The sequence below is a fragment of the Campylobacter sp. JMF_04 NA10 genome (assembly GCF_027737655.1).
GTDB lineage: Bacteria > Campylobacterota > Campylobacteria > Campylobacterales > Campylobacteraceae > Campylobacter_B.
Window position 1 is genome coordinate 132,784 of the sequence record NZ_JAOVTZ010000001.1, and the last position, 17,008, is coordinate 149,791.

The window sequence follows — 17,008 nt, forward strand, 5'->3', positions numbered from 1 at the left end:
ATGGAGATTTTCGCATATATCGCAATGGCTAGCATAGCTACCGTGCTAACTAGATTTTTGCCGTTTTGGCTCTTTAAAAAAAAGAGCAAAAACCCCACGCTCGTGTATCTGCAAAAAAACTCTGGGCTTGTGATTATGATAGTGCTTATGATTTATGCGCTAAAAACTATGATTCCAAAATTTAGCGAAAATGGCGAAAATACCACATTTTTCGCCACTATTTGCGGGCTTGTGTTTTGTCTGGCGCTCTCGTTTTTGGCGCACGCTAAATTTAGAAATTCGCTGATTACAATCGCAGTTCCGACGCTTTTATACACGATTTTTCTGCGATTTATATGAATTTTAAGATAAATTTCGCTAAATTTAAAAGTTAATTTTTTATTTTAAAGAAGGTTTAAGCTTTATGCAAATAATCACAAATTTTATCCAAAATTTTGCCAAAAAATATGCTAGTAAAACAATGCAAAATTCACTTTATAATTCCCTTAAAATCGATATTTCTGATCAAAATATAGAGAAAATCCCAGATCCAGCGAAAAACTACATGCTCTACATGCATGTGCCGTTTTGCCACACATTTTGTCCGTATTGCTCTTTTCACAAATACGCCTACGACAAAGACGCCTGCAAAGCCTATTTTAGCGCACTTAGAACAGAAATGCGTCGCACAAAAGAGGCAGGATATGATTTCAAAACACTCTATGTCGGAGGTGGCACAACCTTAATCGACGAAAACGAACTTTTACGCACATTGGAGCTTGCAAAATCGCTTTTTAATATCGAGGAAATTTCATGCGAAAGCGACCCTAACCACATCGACCCTGCCTCGCTAGCAAGGTTTCGTGGGCTAATAGACAGATTAAGCGTGGGCGTGCAAAGCTTCGATGATGAAATTTTACGCAAGGCTGCGAGATATGAGAAATTCGGCAGTGGCGAGGTTTTGCGCGAAAAACTAAGCAAGGCGGTTGGAGTGTTGCCGATTTTAAGCCTTGATTTGATTTTTAATTTCCCATTTCAAACAAAAGAGAATTTACTCCACGACATCGCTATGGCAAAATCCGTAAATCCAGAGCAAATCACCATGTATCCGCTGATGAAATCGCCTCTAATGCGCGATCAAATCGCGCGAAATTTAGGCATAAGTAGCGTGGATAACGAAGAGGAATTTTACAAAATAATCTGCGATGAATTTAGCTCGTGGCACAAAAACAACTCATGGGCGTTTGCGAGGGAAAGCTCAAATATCGCCGATGAGTATGTGGGCGCAAACCACGAATATTTGGGCATTGGAAGCGGTGCGTTTAGCTTTTTGGAGGGCAGACTTTTGATAAACGCTTTCAACCTAAGCGATTATTCAGCTCGTATCAAAGAGGGCAAAAGCACAGTGATTGCCACATGCGATTTTAGCGATAGCGAGAGGGCAAAATATATATTTTTGACCGAGCTTTTTAACGGCGAGATTGACATGGCAAAATTCCAAAGCGCAAACGGCATAAATTTACGCAAAGAGCTAGGGCGCGAAATCTCGCTACTTAGGCTTTCAAACGCAATCCGCGTAGAAGGCGGTAAAATCACTACGACGCAGTTTGGAAAATACCTTTGCGTGATTTTGATGAAGGAGTTCTACACCGGCATGGATAAGGTCAGAGCAACCTTCAAAGATGACGCTAAAATCAAGCACGCAAAGCATATCGCGATTATGGAAGAAGAAGTGCAAAATGCGCAACAAATTGCTTAAATTCGCTCAAATTTTAAACCAAATTTAACGATTAAAAAGGTAAAATATGCGCAAAATTTTAATCCCAAAAGGTAATTTATGTTAAAAGACATATTCTTGTTCGCTGGTAGTTTATTTACTTACGACCACACTTTTATTTATCTATTTTATTTCTTTTTAGTAGTTGCTATCATTATAGCTATTGCGATTTTTTCTACTCGCTCACTTCAACTCGTCCCACACGGTATGCAAAATATCGCTGAGGCTTATGTCGGCGGTGTTTTATCTATCGGCAAGGACACAATGGGTAGCGAAGAAAGAGCCAAAAAATATCTCCCACTTGTAGCAACTCTTGGTTTGGTTGTATTTTTAAGCAATATTATCGGTCTAATTCCTGGTTTTGAATCCCCTACTTCTAGCCTAAATTTGACACTTTCTTTGACACTTTGCGTGTGGTTTTATTACCATTTCGAGGGTATTAGAGAGCACGGCGTCGTGGGGTATTTCAAGCACTTCATGGGTCCAGTAAAGGCTCTTGCGCCATTTATGTTTATCGTCGAGCTTATCTCACACTTCGCGCGCGTTGTGTCGTTATCTTTCCGTCTTTTCGGAAATATCAAGGGCGATGATATGTTCCTTTTGGTTATGCTTACGCTATTCCCTGCGCTCGTGCCTATGGTGCCTTATGCGCTACTAACCTTTATGGCGATTTTGCAAACTTTCATTTTTATGGTTCTTAGCTATGTTTATCTAGCTGGTGCCGTAGTAGTTGATGAGCATTAATTTTAAACGCAATTTTTTATACTTTTTGGTAGGCGCATCGTTCGGACTGATTTTCGTCGGTGCGTTTATCTTTTTTTCATATCCTGCATTTTATTTTTTAGGTCTTAAATTCCTGCTAATCTGCACAGCTCCCGGGGTCGTGTGTGTCATCATCACCTGCCTTTTAGTCGATTTGCTCGATCTAAAAGAGCAATTAGAAAACAAAAAGTAAAATTTAGCCTCAAATTTTGCCAAATTTTGGGCTGAAATTTCAAAATTTAACCGATTTCAAATTTAATTAGTAGTAAAATCACAGAATTTTGTTTTAAAGGTAAAATTTATGTTTGAAACCATAATCGGACTTGAAGTTCATTGTCAATTAAATACAAAAACCAAAATTTTTTGCTCATGCGCCACTAGCTTCGGAGACAGAGCAAACACCCATGTTTGCCCTACTTGCCTAGCCCTGCCAGGCGCACTTCCTGTGCTAAATAAAGCAGCTGTCATAAAGGCCATAAGCTTTGGCACCGCGGTCAATGCGACCATAAATCGCAAGTCGATTTTCGATAGAAAAAACTATTTCTACCCTGATTTGCCAAAAGCGTATCAAATTTCACAATTTACAATCCCTATCGTCGAAAACGGCGAGCTTTTTATCAATATCGACGGAGCGCAAAAGCGCATAGGTATCACGCGAGCACACCTAGAAGAGGACGCGGGTAAAAACAGCCACGAAAACGGCAGAAGCCTAGTCGATCTAAACCGCACTGGCACACCGCTACTTGAAATCGTAAGTGAGCCTGATATGCGAAGTAGCGATGAAGCTGTGGCTTACCTGAAAAAACTGCACTCGATTTTGCGCTTTTTAAATATCAGCGACGCAAATATGCAAGAGGGCTCTTTCCGCTGCGATGTAAATGTCTCAATTCGTCCAAAGGGCGATGACAAGCTCTACACTCGCGTTGAAATCAAAAATCTAAATTCATTTAAATTTATCCAAAAAGCCATAGAATATGAAGTCCAGCGTCAAATTTCAGCTTGGGAAGACGGAAAATACGACGAGCTAGTTTATCAAGAAACTAGACTTTTTGATACGAATAAATTTGTAACCAAATCAATGAGAAGCAAGGAAGATAGCGCAGAATATCGCTATTTCCCTGATCCTGACTTGCTAACTGTGATAGTCGATGATGAGATGATGAAAGAGGGGCAAAATATCCCTGAACTGCCCGATGAGAAAAAAGTTCGCTATGTCGAAAAGCTTGGTATCAAACCAAAAGACGCGGAAGTCATCATCTCAACCTATGAAAATGCGAAGTATTTCGAGGATTTGATTAACGCAGGGCGCGAGCCAAAACTATGCGTAACATGGCTAAATGTCGAACTAAACGGCCGCCTTAAAAACGGCGTAACTATCGAAAATAGCCCTGTTGATAGCGCGAAAATGAACGAGCTTTTAACCCGCATTGAAGACGGCACAATCAGCCAAAAAGCAGCAAAAGAGGTGCTGGATTTCTTAATGGAAAATGATGAAAGCGTCGATAGCGTAATCGAAAAACTTGGCTTAAAACAAGTTAGCGATGACGGCGCGATAATCGCTATCATAGACGCAGTTTTAAGCGCAAACGCCGACAAAGTCGCAGAATACAAAAGCGGAAAAGATAAGCTTTTTGGCTTTTTTGTAGGTCAGGTGATGAAGGAAGGCAAGGGAGCGTTTAATCCGGCAAAAGTAAATGAGCTTTTGAAGGCGAAACTCTAAATTCCCAGACTTAAACGGATTAAATTAAAAATTTCACGCTTTTTCGCTCACGCACGATAAATACACCACTCTTAAAAGCGTGAAATTTTTTAAATTGAAACCAAAGTGAGAAAATTTGGATATTAACGAACTAGAAAATTTAAGAATAAAAATTTTAAAAGAAATTCATAAATTAAAAATAAAATATTTTTTATATACATTGTTAATCCCTATTATACTTATTTCTTATAATCAGCTTGTGCTTGGATTTTTTAACTTAGCTTATAAGCAAAATCAAAAATTTGACATTACCGTTGCTATAAATCCTACAATAGATGTTATTTCTGTCATAGTTTTTGCAATATTTCTTACTTATATATATCTAAGAGATGAAAGAAAATTTATAATAATGAAGGAAATGTTTTTTTTATTTTTACCTTATATATTATTTTTTGGGTTAGCACAATATACCAAAGTAGATTTTCCATATATTACTGCGATATATCTTACTTTATTTGCTATGTTTGTGTCGTATTTGGCGTTTTTTAACCTAGCAAAAAACGATAAGATAGCAGAATACAAAAAAGCATTTAAATTAAAATATTTAAAGCCTATGTTTTTAAAAGAAGGGTATGAGTATGAAACCAAAGGAAATATCAATTTAAAATTTATAAGAAATAGTCTAATTTTTGGCACGAAAGAAATTTCGGGTGGCGATGATAAAATCAGCGGGAAAGTCGATAATATAGAATTTGAACTATCCGATATAATGGTGCATAATAGTATAAATTTTTCTACTTTTGGCGTATTTTTTTATGCTGAATTTAACAAAAAAGTTAAATTCACGACTTTTATAACAACAAAAAAATATAAATTGCAAGATTATGGTTTTGTAAGCGATAAAATCACTATGGACGATACAGAATTTAATAAATTCTTTGATGTATATTCAAATGATGTGCAAAATGCAATGTATATTCTAAGTCCCGCTTTTATGCAGCGACTTACACAATTAAGGCAAATTTTTAATTCTCCTATCATAGTAAGTTTTTTCAAAAGCAAAATTTATATTTTTATTGACACCAAAAAAGATAGTTTTGAGCCAAATATCGATATAAGCGCCACTCAAACAGCAACAACTATAATAAAAGAATTTACAAATTTTTTATCGATAGTAAAAATACTAAATTTAAACACCAAAATTTGGAAAATTTAGCTTTAATTATCACACAAATATAAATATTAATCTAAATCTTTATTTTTCACAAAAAATCCAAATTTTGATTATTTTTTTATCAAATTTTGGGTAAATTCGCATGTTTATTTTAAATTTGGAAGTGAATTTATGAAAATAGCAATCATCGGTGCAGGTAAATGGGGAAGTGCGTTATGTGACGCTTTGAGCGAAAAAAACGAGTGCGTTATCACTTCACGCACGAAGCGAAATTTGCCAAATTTCGTCAGTATCGAAGAAGCCTTGGATTGCGAAATGCTAGTATTTGTCATCGCCGCTCAGCACACGGCGGAGTTTTTGGCCCATAATTTCACAAACAAAAACCAAAAAATCCTAGTCGCCTCAAAGGGCATCGAGGCCAGCAGCGGCAGGTTTTTAAACGAGATTTTCGAGCGCCACACGAGCGCGCAAAACCTCGCCTACCTCTCAGGCCCCTCATTTGCGAGCGAAGTTACGCGCAAACTGCCTTGCGCCCTCGTGGTAAGCTCTGCAAACCTCGCCCTAGCGCAGCAAATCGCAGAGCTTTTCCCACCATACATGAAAACCTACGCCAGCACCGATGTCATCGGCGCAGAAATCTGTGGCGCGTATAAAAATGTCATCGCCATAGCCAGCGGGATTTGCGACGGGTTGGGGCTAGGCAACAACGCCAGAGCCAGCCTCATCGCGCGCGGAATCGTCGAAATCGCACGATTTGGCAAGTTTTTTGGCGCGCAGGACGACACATTTTTGGGTCTTAGCGGAGTAGGGGATCTGTTTTTAACCGCATCTAGTGAGCTTTCGCGCAACTACCGAGTAGGGCTTGGTCTAGCGCAAAATAAAAGCTTGGAGCAAATTTTAACAGAGCTTGGCGAAGTAGCAGAAGGTGTATATACTGCACGCGCAATCGAAAAAATCGCAAACGAGCGCCAAATTTACACGCCGATTTCAAGCGAAGTTAATAAGATTTTAAACGGAAAAAATGTCCAAGAGAGCCTGCAAGATTTGCTAAAAAAACACTAAATTTGGCTAAATTTAAATTTTTTAAATTTTAAAATTTTAAAATTTCACTAGCTCTTTATCCCGCGAGCGATACAAGGCCACTCTATCCCAGCCAAACGCCCTAGCCTTGCGCGTCAGCTCATCGTATCCAAAGCCCACTTGTGCCACAGCGTGCGCATCGCACCCAAAGCTAATATCCACACCCTCGCTCGCAAACTCAGCTAAAAGCGCGTCGCTTGGGTAAATCTCGCCTACCATTTTGCGAAGTCCAGCAGCATTTAACTCCAAAACAATTCCACTTTTTTTCACAGCCTTTATCGCCTTGCTAGCCAAAATTCTAATATCTTTTTTAGGCATAAATTTAAAAATTTTAATCAAATCAAAATGCCCCAAAATGTCAAATTTACCGCTATCACACAGAGCGCAAATCAGCGCGAAATACTCAGCGTAAATATCGTCTATATCGCGCTCGCTCCACTGCACGATAAATTCCTCATTATCAAAGCCCCAATTATCCAAAAAATGCACCGAACCGATTAAGTAATCACATTTGCGCGATAAAACTCGCTCATCAATAAGCGCGCGATTTCGCATAAAATCCACTTCATAGCCAGTTAAAATTTCGATTTTATCCCCAAATTTCGACCTTGCTTCATTTATCATACGCTCATATTCGCTCATCTGCGAAAAACTCATACGATACTTTTCATCGAAATTCATCGGCGCATGATCAGCAAATCCATAGATATCAAACCCCAGCTCGCACGCTCTTTGCACATACTCGCAAACGCTTCCGCTAGCGTGGTTGCAAAGGGTTGTGTGGTTGTGTAAATCGACCTTCATTTTGCTTCCTTAAAATATTTTTTTGCTAAATTGTAGTAAAATCACGCTTTAAAAAATTTTATAGGATTATTTTTGAAAAAACCAGAACTTCTAAGTCCAGCAGGAAATTTAACTAAACTAAAAATCGCCCTATCTTACGGCGCAGACGCTGTATATGCGAGCACGGGGGCGTTTTCGCTTCGCCAAAGAAGTGCAAAGGAATTTGATAAAACTAGTTTTGAAGAGGGCGTCTGTTTTACCCATAAAATGGGCAAAAAAATCTATGCCACGGTAAATGGATTTCCCACAAATGTCCAAATCGACACTCTCTCGCGCCACCTTGAATACTTGCAAAATTTGCGCGTAGATGGGATTTTGGTCGCGACCCTTGGCGTAGCGCGTTTGGCAAAAAAATTCGCCCCAGATATTCCGCTACATATCTCGACCCAAGCAAATGTCCTAAACTGGCTTGACGCGCAGGTTTGGAGCGAGCTAGGGGCTACGCGCATAGTAGCGGCGCGCGAAATGACGCTAAAAGATGCTGTGCTAATCAAAGAGCATTTGCCAAATTTAGAAATCGAAATTTTCGTGCATGGCTCGATGTGCTTTGCTTACAGCGGGCGTTGCCTAATCAGCGCGGTTCAAAGCGGGCGATTTAGCAACAGAGGCAGTTGCGCGAACGATTGCCGTTTCAAATACGAAATTTACGCCAAAAATAGCGAAGGTAACGCCCTATTTCGCCTGCAAGAGTGCGAAAACGAGGGCACTTACATAATGAACGCCAAAGATCTCAAACTAGCTAGCCACGCCGAAAAAATCCTCCAAACAGGCGCGATTGATAGCTTCAAAATCGAGGGTCGCACCAAAAGCGAATATTATGTCGCATGCGCCACGAACGCTTACAGACGCGCGATTGATGACGCAGCCAGCGGTAAATTTGAGCCTGAAATTTACGAAAGCGAGCTAGCGACGCTGAAAAATCGCGGTTTTAGCGACGGATACCTTATCAAACGCCCTTACGAGCGCGACGATACGCAAAATTTAAACACAAGTATCGAGGAAGGCACGCACCAAGTCTGCGCTATTTCAAATGACGGCGAGTTTATCAGCGTCAAAGATAAAATCGCGCTAGGCGAAATTTATGAAATTTTCGCGCCATACGGAGCGCAAATTTCAGCGTGTCAAAACGAATTTGGCGAAATTTTTGAAAACGGGGGCAAAAAATTTATCAAATTTAGCCGTTTAATTGCCAGAAATAATAAAGAATTTGGCGAAATTCACAGCGGGAATTTAAACGAAATCAAACTTCCTGCAAATTTGCCAGAATTTAGCTTTTTAAGAAAGGAAATAAAGTGAAATTTGTATCGATAATAATGGGTTCGAAAAGCGATTATGAAGTCGTAAATGAGTGCGCGAAAATCCTAAAAGAATTTGGCGTGGCTTATGAAATGATAATCAGCTCCGCTCACCGCTCACCAAAACGCACCGCCGAGTATGTCGCAAACGCCGAAAAAAAGGGCGCGCAGGTCTTTATCTGCGCTGCTGGCATGGCAGCTCACCTAGCAGGAGCTGTGGCAGCAAACACAACCAAACCTGTGCTTGGAATCCCACTTGGTGGAAGCGCGCTAGGGGGCATGGACGCGCTATATGCCACAGTGCAAATGCCTGGCGGTATCCCAGTGGCGACCCTAGCTATCGGCAAGGCAGGGGCGAAAAACGCAGCATTTTTAGCTGTGCAAATCCTAGCCCTAAGCGATGAGAGCTTGGCTGCAAAACTGCTTGCAAACAGAGCGCAGCAGGCAGAAGCATTACAAAAAGATTCACAAAATATCGAAATAATTTTATAAAGGAAAGCTATGACATTTTCACAAATCATCTTAACACTTCAAAACTACTGGCACGAGCAAGGCTGCTTACTTGTCCAGCCTTATGACATGCCAAGTGGAGCTGGCACATACCATCAAGCTACATTTTTGCGCGCTATTGGCGATAAACCTTGGAATGTAGCCTATGTAGCACCGAGCCGCCGCCCAACTGACGGGCGTTATGGCGAAAACCCAAACCGCCTTGGCGCATATTATCAATTTCAAGTGATTTTAAAACCAAGCCCAGATAATATCCAAAAACTGTATCTAAAAAGCTTGGAGCGTTTGGGGCTAAATCTCAAAGAACACGATATTCGCTTCATCGAGGATAACTGGGAAAGCCCGACTCTTGGTGCTTGGGGGCTAGGCTGGGAAGTTTGGCTAGATGGCATGGAAGTTACGCAATTCACATATTTCCAACAAGTAGGCGGAATCCCTTGCGAGCTAATCAGTGGCGAGATCACTTATGGGCTCGAAAGACTTGCCATGTATCTACAAAACAAGGACAATGTCTATGATATAGCATGGGACGAAAATGTAACTTATGGCGATGTGCATAAAAGAAGCGAATTTGAGTTTTCTAAATACAATTTCGAAGTCGCAGACGCAAATAGGCTTTTTGCGCAGTTTGAAAACGCCTCAGCCGAGTGCAAATCTATCCTAGCGCAGGGGCTGGCTCTACCAGCGTATGATTACTGCATGCTAGCAGCACATACCTTCAATGTCCTTGACGCCCGAGGCGCAATCAGCGTAACCCAAAGACAAGACTATATCCTAAAAATCCGTGATATGGCGAAAAACTGCGCTCTATGCTACGCAGATCCGGATAAATACTTGCAAAATTTAGCTAAGGAAAATTCGTGAAGCTTGGCGAAATTTATGAAATTCTAAATACTCTAGCACCTTTCGAAGATAGCGAAAGCTGGGATAATAGCGGAATTTTACTAGGCGAGATGGGAAGCGAGATAGGCGAAGTTTATCTAAGCCTAGATGTTACAAGCGAATTAGTGGAAAAAGCCTGGCCAGGCTCACTTCTCATCGTTCATCACCCGCTGATTTTTAAGGGATTAAAATCGCTAAATCCGCTAATTTATCCCTCAAATTTGATTTATCAACTAATCCAAAAAAACATCAGCGTCATTGCCATGCACACGAATTTCGACAAACATCTGCTAAATAAATATGTCGCGCGTGAAATTTTGGGCTATGAAATTTATGAAAGCAGAGAATTTTTGGAATTCATGCGCGTGGATATGAGCTTTTATGAGCTTGTAAGCGACATAAAAGCCAAATTTAACATGCCTATAATCAGAGCCGTAAATGCCAAAGCGCATATCAAAACGATCGCGCTTTGCACAGGAAGCGGAAGCGAGCTAAATGAAAATTTGGGCGTGGATTGCTTCATCACAGGTGATATCAAATATCATAGTGCGATACAAAATTTAGAAAACAAGGTCTGTTTGATAGATATCAATCACTTTGAAAGTGAGCGCCACTTTGGGGCTTGCCTCGCTCCACACTTGCCAAAAGATAAAATAAAAGTTATAATAAACGAACAAAAAAATCCATTTAAATATTACTAAAAGGAAAATCATGAACAAATACCTAAATCAGTTAGTCGAGCTGTGCGAACACGACAAAGAACTAGACAGCTTCAAGCCAAAAATCGAAGCAGCCCAAGCAAGACTAAATTCGAAAGTTAATCAAATCGACAAAGCCAAAAACGAAATTGATGTGCTAAACACTGAAATCGAGGAGCTAAGTGAGCAAATTTCACTCACAAACGCTCAAATCGCAGAACTAAACGCTAAATCAAAAAGTAGCGCGAAAAAATCAGCCTCGCTAAAAACAGAAAAAGAGATCAAAGCCCTTAGCGTCGAGGTCGATATCACCAAAGAGCAGTTAAGTGCTGCAAACGAGCAAATCGATAGATTAGAAAAACATGTCGAAACCAAAAAAGCCCTAATCGCTGATTTAGAGACGCAAAAAAGCGCATTTGAAGCCGAACTCGAAGAGATCAAAGCAGAGGTTAGCACCCAAATGGGCGAGGTCGAGGAAAGCAGATCAAAAATTTATTCAGTTCGCGAAAAACTAATCAAATCAATGGATCCAAAAACCGTATCCTTCTACGAAAAAATCCGCAAATGGGCTAGTAACACAGCAGTCGTTCCAGTGCGCAAACAAGCCTGCTATGGCTGTTTCATGCGATTAAATGACAGAGTTTATAGCGCAGTTATCAAAAGCGACGATATCGTAACCTGCCCATATTGTGGCAGAATTTTATACAAAGAAGCAGAGTGATTTATACACTTTTTTCTTTTCTTATCTGGCTACTTGCACTGCCGTTTTTGGCGGTGCTAGCCCTCAAAAAAAAATATCACAAAAGCCTTTCTGCTAGGTTTTTGCTATTTAAAAATCCGAAATTCAACCCCTGTGATGTGCATTTTCACGCTTGCAGTCTTGGCGAGGTAAATGCGCTTAAAAACCTAATCTCAAATTTCGATAGCCTAGCCCTTACCACGACCACGGACACGGGCTTTGCAGCAGCGAAGCAAATCACGCAAAACTCGCGTTTTTTGCCATTTGAAAATCTGCTTCCATTTTGGCTAGAAAAGGCAAAAGTTACCGTGATTTTCGAGGCGGAGTTGTGGCTAAATTTGGTGCGAAGCGCGAAAAAAAACGGCTCTTTTGTCGTGCTTTTAAACGCCAGAATTTCAGATAAAAGCTACAAAAACTATCTGCGCTTTAAATTTTACTACAATAAAATTTTTGAAAATATTGATTTGGTCTTAGCCCAAAGCGAGCGCGATAAAGCCCGCCTAATGGAGCTTGGCGCAAAAAACATAATCGTAGCTGGAAATATCAAAAGCGCAAATTCTAGCTCTCCAAGCAAAATTTTGCCAAAATTTCAAAACCGCACCACTATCACGATTGCTAGCACGCACGAGGGCGAAGAGGAGCTGATTTTAGCAGGACTTAAAAATTTCGCGCAAAATAACAAAAATTTCAAATTTATCCTTGCTCCACGCCACCCTGCCCGTTTTGAGCACTGCGCCAAAATCGCGAAAATTTGGGCAGATGAGCTAAATTTGAGTTTTGAAAAATTTAGCGAAAACAAAAATTTCAAAAGCGATTTTATTTTGCTTGATACAATCGGCGAGCTGATAAATTTCTACGCCATTAGCGATATTGTAATCCTTGGTGGCAGTTTCGTGCCAAATATCGGCGGACACAATCCAATCGAGCCAGCACACTTTGGCGCTAAAATCATCAGCGGCAGGTATTTTCACAACCAAAACGCGCTGTATAATCTAGTAAAAAATATCAAAATTTGCAAAGCTAGCGAGCTTGGTGACGCGCTAAAAAATCCGCCCCAAAAGAGCGAAATTTTGCAAATTTGCGATTTAGAACGCATTATAAAAATCATAAAGGACGAAATCAATGCAAGAAAAAGCCTATAAACTTCTAGCAATCCAAGAAAAAATTTCAAACAACGAAGCCAAGGCGCTAATAGACGCTGGGCTTGTGAGCGCACACGGCAAAAAGCTTAGCGTCGCGCGCGAAATGATGAGCGAAAAAACCATTTTTAGCGTCGCAAAAATGGAAAAACCAAAGCTGATTTACGAGGACGAAAACATCATTGCCGTGGATAAACCTGCGTTTTTAGAGTGCGAAAATTTAGAAAAAATTTATCACGCAACTCTCTTAAATCGCCTTGATAAGGGGACAAGTGGCGTGATAATGCTAGCTAAGAACGAAGAATTCCGCCAAAAAGCGATAAATGAATTCAAAGCCATGCGCGTGAAAAAAACATACCTCGCGCTCGTAAATGGCATAGTCAGCGAAGAGATCAAAATCACCGACCCAATCCTCACAATCAAGGGCAAATCCGGCGCGATTTCGAAAATTTCGCCAAACGGCAAAGAGGCGATTACAAATGTTTTTCCACTCATGGTAAGCGGTAAAAAATCCTTTGTCAAAATCACAATCGAAACTGGTCGAACGCACCAAATCAGGGTGCATTTAGCTAGCCTCGCTCACGGCATAATCGGCGATGAAAAATACGCCAAAAGCAAATCAAAGCGTATGTTTTTGCACTCATACCAAACCGAAATTTTAGGGCTTAAATTTATCGCCCCATTAAAGGGCGAATTTAACGAATTCGGCTTTGATATACCAAAAAATATGCAATATTAACAGCTATTTAAGTTAAATTTTGGTAATATCGTAGGTTTAATAATTTTATAAGGGAACGATAGTGTTTGAGATAATCAGTGAATCATTTAAAAATGCGGTTAATAAGCTAAAAACAATCGATGATGAAAAAGCGCTCAAAAATGCGCTTGACACCCTCAAAAAGGCACTTTTGAAGGCAGATGTTCATCACAAAGTAACCAAAGATTTCATAGCATTAGTAGAAGCCGATGTCAAAATCAACGGAATCGGTCAAAAGCAATTTTTAGATTCAATCAAAAACAACCTAACCATGATTTTAACAGCGCCAAAAGGTAGCAATCAGGGCTTTGTTTTTGCTGATACGAACCCTACAATCGTGCTTATGGCAGGTCTTCAAGGTAGTGGTAAATCAACCACGACAGTAAAACTCGCAAATTTCTTAAAACTTAGAAAAAAGAAGGTGCTAATCGCGGCTTGCGACTTGCAACGCCTAGCAGCCGTCGAGCAACTAAAACAACTTTGCGAAGCAAACGAGATTGATTTATTTGCCCTAGATAACGAAACAAACCCTATCAAAGTCGCAAAAGAGGCCCTTGCAAAGGCAAAAGCTGGATTATATGATGTGCTTTTAGTCGATACTGCTGGACGCCTCGCAATCGACGAAGCGTTAATGGAGCAAATTTCAAATATCAAAAAAGAAATTAACCCGCATGAAATTTTCTATGTCGCTGATGCGATGAGCGGTCAAGACGGCGTGAAAACAGCGGCTAAATTTAACGAAGTGCTTGAAATCAGCGGTGTGATTTTGAGCAAATTTGACGCCGATACAAAAGGCGGAATTGCCCTTGGAATCGCACATCAGCTAGGAATTCCACTTAGATTTATCGGAACAGGTGAAAAGGTCGCTGATTTAGAGGGTTTCATACCAGATCGTATCACTAGCCGTATCATGGGAGAGGGCGATTTAGCGACATTGGTCGAGAAAACAGCGGCTGTTTTCGACGAAAAAGAGGCAAAAAAATTAAACAAAAAAATCAAAAAAGGCGAATTTAATTTCAACGACTTTATTTCACAGCTCGAAAGTGTCAAAAAGCTAGGAAATATGAAAAATTTAATCGGTATGATTCCTGGACTTTCTGGCATGGCAAACAAAATCCAAGATATCGACTTGGAAAATTCAAAAGAGATTAGACATATCAAAGCAATGATTGATTCTATGACGCCAAAAGAGCGCGAAAATCCAGATTTATTGAACAACTCTCGCAAACGCAGACTTGCCCAAGGCGCAGGTTTGTCGCAAGTCGAGGTCAATAGATTTTTGAAACAATTCACAAACGCGGCAAAACTTGCTAAAAAATTCTCGTCAAAAGGCGGTATGCAAGGGCTAGCCTCGATTGTGCAAAAACCGAGATAATTCTCGGTTTTAGAGCTTATCAATGCCCAAATTTTGGGTATTTACAAGTTCTAAAACTTTAAAAATTTCAAGGAGAAAAAATGGCAACAGTTGTTAGACTAACAAGATTAGGTAGAAAGAAAAAACCTTTTTATCGTATAGTTGTAACAGATAGCAGAAAAAGACGCGACGGCGGTTTTATCGAGACTATCGGTTATTATAACCCTCTAAAAGACGAAAACAATATCAAAGTAGATAGCGAAAGACTAGCTTACTGGAAAAGCGTAGGCGCTAAACTAAGCGATAGAGTTGCTCAAATCACAAGCAAATAATCATGGTTGAAAACTTTATAAAAGAATACGCAAAGCTAATCGTAGATCACCCAGACTCGATTTCTACCGAGCTAAAATCTGGCGATAATTTCACAGAGATTATCATCTACGCTGATAAGGCCGATACTGGCAAACTTATCGGCAAAGACGGCAAAATGATTAACGCCATAAAAACGGTCATCATGGGCTATAAGGCCAAGGATCCGAGTAACTACAAAATCACGGTTAAAGCCAAAGATGCCTGAAAACCTGCTCGAAGTCGCTAAGCTCGGCAAAACAGTCGGCCTAAAAGGCGCATTGCGACTTCACGATAAAAGCGATTTCCCAAAACAATTCAAAAAAGGTGCCAAATTTTACTTACAAGATGGCACCGTTTTGGAAATTTCTGCATTTTTACAATCAAATTCCACTGTGAAATTCGTGGGTTTTGAGAGCATTGAACTAGCCCAAAATTTAGTAAATCAAACCCTTTATCAAACTATCGAAAACACCAGAAAAAATTGTCCGCTAAAAAAAGGCGAATTTTTCTATTTTGATATTTTGGGGCTTAGCGTTTGCGAAGATGGCGAAATTTTGGGCGAGGTCAGCGACATAATGGAGAGTGGCAGCGCGTATCTTTTCGAGGTAAAAACAGCGAGCGAGCTGGTAAATTTGGGGCTTGCTAGCACATTTTTTGTGCCATACCTAGATAATTTTGTAGTTCAAATTTCACTTGATGAGCGCAAAATTTTGACCAAAAACGCTAAGGCGATTTTAGAAAATTCATGAAATTTACCTTCGTAAGCCTTTTTCCAAATTTAATCCAGCCATATTTTGGCGACTCGATTTTAAAACGAGCCGTTGATAAGGGCATTATCGAGCTAAATTTTTTAAATCCCAGAGAATTTACCACCAACAAATACAAAAAGGTCGATGATTATATGATAGGCGGAGGCGCAGGTCTTTTAATCGGCACCGAACCCCTAGCTAGGACGCTTGATGAGTTTAAAAAAACTTCCCCAAACGCAAAAATCATCTACCTAACCCCAGTAGGTAAAAAATTTACCCAAAACGACGCAAAACGCCTAGCTGGGCAGAGCGAAATTTGCTTTATTTGTGGCAGATACGAAGGAATCGACGAGCGCATAATCGAAGAGTATGTCAGCGAGGTTTTTTGCATAGGGGACTTTGTCTTAACTGGTGGCGAGCTTGGCGCGCTGTGTATGAGCGACGCTATAAGCCGAAATTTAGCTGGTGTTTTGGGAAATACTGCCTCGCTTGATGAAGAGAGCTTCGAAGATGGGCTTTTAGAGGCGCCATCTTTCACAAAACCTGATATTTTTAAAAATTTATCTATAATTTCAGAGTTTTTAAAGGGTAATCACGCTAAAATGCACAGTTTAAAAAATCAAATGGCGCTAATGAAAACTAGGTACTTTCGGGTGGATATGTACCGAAAAATCGCCAAAAAATAAAGGACATTTTATGAAAAACAAGTATATTCAAGCATTTGAAGATGCTCAAATTGCAAACAAAGTTGTGCCTGATTTTCGTGCTGGCGATACACTAAAAGTCGCTATCAGAATCAAAGAAGGCGACAAAAGCCGTGTTCAAAATTTCGAGGGCGTATGTATCGCTAGACGCGGCGAGGGCGTAAGCGAGACATTTATCATTCGCAAAATCGGTGCTAACAGCGTTGGTGTAGAGAGAATTTTCCCAATTTACAGCGAAAGTATCGAAAATATCGAAGTATTACGCCGTGGTCGTGTCCGCAGATCAAAACTATTTTATCTACGCAACAGACAAGGTAAAGCTGCTAAAATTAAAGAGCTTAGAAAATAATTTTAGCCCAAAATTCAGCGCAAATTTGCGCGAAATAGGATTTTATCTCGCTAATGAGATAAAATCTATCATTATTTTATTTTCGTTTAAAAACAATGTATAAAATCACGAAATTTAAATTTTACATAGCTTATTTTTTTAATAAATTTTGTAAAATTTCAATAAAA

The 17,008-nt window shown here is 40.0% G+C and carries 21 protein-coding genes; 20 read left to right on the forward strand and 1 reads right to left on the reverse strand.

The features are described from left to right. From OFO12_RS00695 to OFO12_RS00725, 7 genes are all read left to right on the forward strand, one after another. Entirely contained in the window at window positions 1-339 is a 339-nt protein-coding gene (locus tag OFO12_RS00695) for an AzlD domain-containing protein (RefSeq protein WP_270865110.1), read from the forward strand. 64 nt (window positions 340-403) lie between these two features. Next, window positions 404-1,738: a coproporphyrinogen III oxidase family protein gene (locus tag OFO12_RS00700; RefSeq protein ID WP_270869105.1), complete on the forward strand. Its 1,335-nt coding sequence runs from the start codon at window positions 404-406 to the stop codon at window positions 1,736-1,738. Between the two features lie 78 nt (window positions 1,739-1,816). After that, on the forward strand, window positions 1,817-2,500 hold the full coding sequence (locus OFO12_RS00705; protein WP_270858236.1) for a F0F1 ATP synthase subunit A: 684 nt from the start codon (window positions 1,817-1,819) through the stop codon (window positions 2,498-2,500). A gap of 25 nt (window positions 2,501-2,525) precedes the next feature. After that, window positions 2,526-2,711 carry a hypothetical protein gene (locus OFO12_RS00710; RefSeq protein WP_270858237.1) on the forward strand — a complete coding sequence of 62 codons (186 nt, stop codon included), beginning with the start codon at window positions 2,526-2,528 and terminating at the stop codon, window positions 2,709-2,711. Window positions 2,712-2,819: 108 nt separating this feature from the next. Next, complete coding sequence (gene gatB / locus OFO12_RS00715; RefSeq protein WP_270869106.1) at window positions 2,820-4,238, forward strand: Asp-tRNA(Asn)/Glu-tRNA(Gln) amidotransferase subunit GatB; 1,419 nt, start codon at window positions 2,820-2,822, stop codon at window positions 4,236-4,238. Window positions 4,239-4,353: 115 nt separating this feature from the next. Continuing rightward, window positions 4,354-5,433: a DUF3137 domain-containing protein gene (locus OFO12_RS00720; RefSeq protein ID WP_270869107.1), complete on the forward strand. Its 1,080-nt coding sequence runs from the start codon at window positions 4,354-4,356 to the stop codon at window positions 5,431-5,433. Between the two features lie 129 nt (window positions 5,434-5,562). Then, window positions 5,563-6,453, forward strand: coding sequence for an NAD(P)H-dependent glycerol-3-phosphate dehydrogenase (locus OFO12_RS00725; RefSeq protein WP_270869108.1), 891 nt, complete (start codon window positions 5,563-5,565; stop codon window positions 6,451-6,453). Between the two features lie 36 nt (window positions 6,454-6,489). Here OFO12_RS00725 and OFO12_RS00730 read toward each other — a convergent pair whose 3' ends face one another. Next, the gene (locus OFO12_RS00730; RefSeq protein ID WP_270869109.1) at window positions 6,490-7,275 is read right to left on the reverse strand and encodes a histidinol-phosphatase; all 786 of its coding nucleotides are present in this window, start codon (window positions 7,273-7,275) and stop codon (window positions 6,490-6,492) included. Between the two features lie 72 nt (window positions 7,276-7,347). On the opposite strand from OFO12_RS00730, the gene OFO12_RS00735 reads away from it, so the two are divergent. The 13 genes from OFO12_RS00735 to rplS all read left to right on the forward strand — a co-directional run bounded on the left by OFO12_RS00735 (window position 7,348) and on the right by rplS (window position 16,841). Continuing rightward, window positions 7,348-8,610: a peptidase U32 family protein gene (locus OFO12_RS00735; RefSeq protein WP_270869110.1), complete on the forward strand. Its 1,263-nt coding sequence runs from the start codon at window positions 7,348-7,350 to the stop codon at window positions 8,608-8,610. Further along, complete coding sequence (purE, locus tag OFO12_RS00740) at window positions 8,607-9,101, forward strand: 5-(carboxyamino)imidazole ribonucleotide mutase (protein ID WP_270869111.1); 495 nt, start codon at window positions 8,607-8,609, stop codon at window positions 9,099-9,101. The genes OFO12_RS00735 and purE overlap by 4 nt, the downstream gene beginning before the upstream one ends. A 9-nt stretch (window positions 9,102-9,110) precedes the next feature. After that, on the forward strand, window positions 9,111-9,983 hold the full coding sequence (glyQ, locus tag OFO12_RS00745; RefSeq protein WP_270869112.1) for a glycine--tRNA ligase subunit alpha: 873 nt from the start codon (window positions 9,111-9,113) through the stop codon (window positions 9,981-9,983). Continuing rightward, window positions 9,980-10,702 (forward strand): Nif3-like dinuclear metal center hexameric protein, encoded by a 723-nt coding sequence (locus OFO12_RS00750; protein ID WP_270869113.1) that lies wholly within the window; start codon window positions 9,980-9,982, stop codon window positions 10,700-10,702. The genes glyQ and OFO12_RS00750 overlap by 4 nt, the downstream gene beginning before the upstream one ends. A 10-nt stretch (window positions 10,703-10,712) precedes the next feature. Next, window positions 10,713-11,420 (forward strand): zinc ribbon domain-containing protein, encoded by a 708-nt coding sequence (locus OFO12_RS00755; protein WP_270869114.1) that lies wholly within the window; start codon window positions 10,713-10,715, stop codon window positions 11,418-11,420. Continuing rightward, the gene (gene waaA, locus OFO12_RS00760) at window positions 11,420-12,580 is read left to right on the forward strand and encodes a lipid IV(A) 3-deoxy-D-manno-octulosonic acid transferase (RefSeq protein WP_442868083.1); all 1,161 of its coding nucleotides are present in this window, start codon (window positions 11,420-11,422) and stop codon (window positions 12,578-12,580) included. Before OFO12_RS00755 ends, waaA begins: the two co-directional genes overlap by 1 nt. Beyond that, on the forward strand, window positions 12,561-13,316 hold the full coding sequence (locus tag OFO12_RS00765) for an RluA family pseudouridine synthase (RefSeq protein WP_270862033.1): 756 nt from the start codon (window positions 12,561-12,563) through the stop codon (window positions 13,314-13,316). The genes waaA and OFO12_RS00765 overlap by 20 nt, the downstream gene beginning before the upstream one ends. Before the next feature lie 61 nt (window positions 13,317-13,377). Continuing rightward, the gene (gene ffh / locus OFO12_RS00770) at window positions 13,378-14,709 is read left to right on the forward strand and encodes a signal recognition particle protein (protein ID WP_270865094.1); all 1,332 of its coding nucleotides are present in this window, start codon (window positions 13,378-13,380) and stop codon (window positions 14,707-14,709) included. A gap of 80 nt (window positions 14,710-14,789) precedes the next feature. Continuing rightward, window positions 14,790-15,020, forward strand: coding sequence for a 30S ribosomal protein S16 (gene rpsP / locus OFO12_RS00775; protein WP_270869116.1), 231 nt, complete (start codon window positions 14,790-14,792; stop codon window positions 15,018-15,020). Window positions 15,021-15,022: 2 nt separating this feature from the next. Beyond that, window positions 15,023-15,265: a KH domain-containing protein gene (locus OFO12_RS00780; RefSeq protein ID WP_270858253.1), complete on the forward strand. Its 243-nt coding sequence runs from the start codon at window positions 15,023-15,025 to the stop codon at window positions 15,263-15,265. Then, window positions 15,258-15,788 carry a ribosome maturation factor RimM gene (gene rimM, locus OFO12_RS00785; protein WP_270869117.1) on the forward strand — a complete coding sequence of 177 codons (531 nt, stop codon included), beginning with the start codon at window positions 15,258-15,260 and terminating at the stop codon, window positions 15,786-15,788. The genes OFO12_RS00780 and rimM overlap by 8 nt, the downstream gene beginning before the upstream one ends. Further along, the gene (trmD, locus tag OFO12_RS00790; protein WP_270865974.1) at window positions 15,785-16,474 is read left to right on the forward strand and encodes a tRNA (guanosine(37)-N1)-methyltransferase TrmD; all 690 of its coding nucleotides are present in this window, start codon (window positions 15,785-15,787) and stop codon (window positions 16,472-16,474) included. The genes rimM and trmD overlap by 4 nt, the downstream gene beginning before the upstream one ends. A gap of 10 nt (window positions 16,475-16,484) precedes the next feature. Beyond that, window positions 16,485-16,841, forward strand: coding sequence for a 50S ribosomal protein L19 (gene rplS / locus OFO12_RS00795; RefSeq protein ID WP_270858256.1), 357 nt, complete (start codon window positions 16,485-16,487; stop codon window positions 16,839-16,841). The last annotated feature ends 167 nt before the right edge of the window (window positions 16,842-17,008 follow it).

What these genes read in the sequence shown, in the direction of transcription:
- OFO12_RS00695 (WP_270865110.1), top strand. Translation starts at nt 1, where the DNA reads ATGGAGATTTTCGCATATATCGCAATGGCTAGCATAGCTACCGTGCTA.
- OFO12_RS00700 (WP_270869105.1), top strand. Translation starts at nt 404, where the DNA reads ATGCAAATAATCACAAATTTTATCCAAAATTTTGCCAAAAAATATGCT.
- OFO12_RS00705 (WP_270858236.1), top strand. Translation starts at nt 1,817, where the DNA reads ATGTTAAAAGACATATTCTTGTTCGCTGGTAGTTTATTTACTTACGAC.
- gatB (WP_270869106.1), top strand. Translation starts at nt 2,820, where the DNA reads ATGTTTGAAACCATAATCGGACTTGAAGTTCATTGTCAATTAAATACA.
- OFO12_RS00725 (WP_270869108.1), top strand. Translation starts at nt 5,563, where the DNA reads ATGAAAATAGCAATCATCGGTGCAGGTAAATGGGGAAGTGCGTTATGT.
- OFO12_RS00730 (WP_270869109.1), bottom strand. Translation starts at nt 7,275, where the DNA reads ATGAAGGTCGATTTACACAACCACACAACCCTTTGCAACCACGCTAGC.
- glyQ (WP_270869112.1), top strand. Translation starts at nt 9,111, where the DNA reads ATGACATTTTCACAAATCATCTTAACACTTCAAAACTACTGGCACGAG.
- OFO12_RS00755 (WP_270869114.1), top strand. Translation starts at nt 10,713, where the DNA reads ATGAACAAATACCTAAATCAGTTAGTCGAGCTGTGCGAACACGACAAA.
- OFO12_RS00765 (WP_270862033.1), top strand. Translation starts at nt 12,561, where the DNA reads ATGCAAGAAAAAGCCTATAAACTTCTAGCAATCCAAGAAAAAATTTCA.
- rpsP (WP_270869116.1), top strand. Translation starts at nt 14,790, where the DNA reads ATGGCAACAGTTGTTAGACTAACAAGATTAGGTAGAAAGAAAAAACCT.
- OFO12_RS00780 (WP_270858253.1), top strand. Translation starts at nt 15,023, where the DNA reads ATGGTTGAAAACTTTATAAAAGAATACGCAAAGCTAATCGTAGATCAC.
- rimM (WP_270869117.1), top strand. Translation starts at nt 15,258, where the DNA reads ATGCCTGAAAACCTGCTCGAAGTCGCTAAGCTCGGCAAAACAGTCGGC.
- trmD (WP_270865974.1), top strand. Translation starts at nt 15,785, where the DNA reads ATGAAATTTACCTTCGTAAGCCTTTTTCCAAATTTAATCCAGCCATAT.
- rplS (WP_270858256.1), top strand. Translation starts at nt 16,485, where the DNA reads ATGAAAAACAAGTATATTCAAGCATTTGAAGATGCTCAAATTGCAAAC.